The following is a 989-nucleotide window of genomic DNA, read 5'->3' on the forward strand; positions in this document are numbered from 1 at the left end:
CAGGCGGACAGCGCATTCGTGTTCCTGCGCCGTGGCCCGATCGCGTAACTTGGCGCGCCGGCATTGTTCAGCAGGAGATTCCCTTTGCCCCGTCGGCCGACGAGGTACTCGTCTTCGACGCGGACAGTGGGTCATTCCTCGGCCGGATACCTCCCGAAGAGGGCGAATTCGAAGCCGCCGCAGAACACTTTGTCGTCCTGTCCCGGTTAGCTTTCACCAGTCCCTCCTTCGGTGACGCCATTCCGACTGAGGACCCGATGGTAATGGCGGCATGGATCAGTCGGGGAGAGACACTGACATTTCCCGAGCGTGGGTCGTTGACTATCTCTGCGCCGCGGGACGCGGCGGTCTGGATCGATGGTTCCGTCCTCGGCCGTGACGGCTCGCGTGCGCTCTATGCGTGCGACGGCACCCTCTTAATCACTATCGACCCGGAGGTCGGTGGCCGAGCTCGGATTGTCCGGGCTCGGAGCCGAGATGAAACCCGCTTCATCAGCCTCGAGGTCGGGGCCGGCGGCCATGCTCGACTTCCGTTCTTGCAGATGGGCTTCGATCAACCCGGCTCTCCCTGTGAGGTCACCTTTGAGGTCCTGGCTCCGGGTGCGGCAGGTGACCCGGATGCACGAGCGGAACTCTCGACGACTTCATGGATTTGGCCCGGAGTTTCGGCGCCGGAGGGCGACCTTGCCAATGTCGCTGTTCCGGCGAATCTCGATCCTGCTCGCAGCGCCGGTCTCCGTATCGTCGACGGACTCGTTTCCGCCGATCCTCGCTCCGATGTCGAAGTGCCGATCCTTGGTCTCTCTGGACCGGGGCGGATTCATGAATTTCATCTCGTCGCGCGTAGCGAGAAACTATGGCATTGCCGCATTCTTCAGGGCGACCGCGTTTTCGTTCCACGTGGAGCTACCGTGACATTTGGCTATGATAATCGCCACGACACCTTTCTCCTGCGATCGCCCGACCGCGAGTCAAGCCTTGTAGTATTT

General features: G+C 61.8%; 1 protein-coding gene. It reads left to right on the forward strand.

All coding sequences use genetic code 11. The features are described 5' to 3' along the window. Positions 1 to 257: 257 nt before the first annotated feature. Positions 258 to 989, forward strand: a 732-nt coding sequence (locus ACFHWW_RS33850) for a hypothetical protein (RefSeq protein ID WP_379943724.1), incomplete at its 3' end; no start/stop codon positions are given.

The organism is Sinorhizobium sp. P24N7 (assembly GCF_042436655.1).
Classification (GTDB): Bacteria; Pseudomonadota; Alphaproteobacteria; order Rhizobiales; family Rhizobiaceae; genus Sinorhizobium; species Sinorhizobium meliloti_A.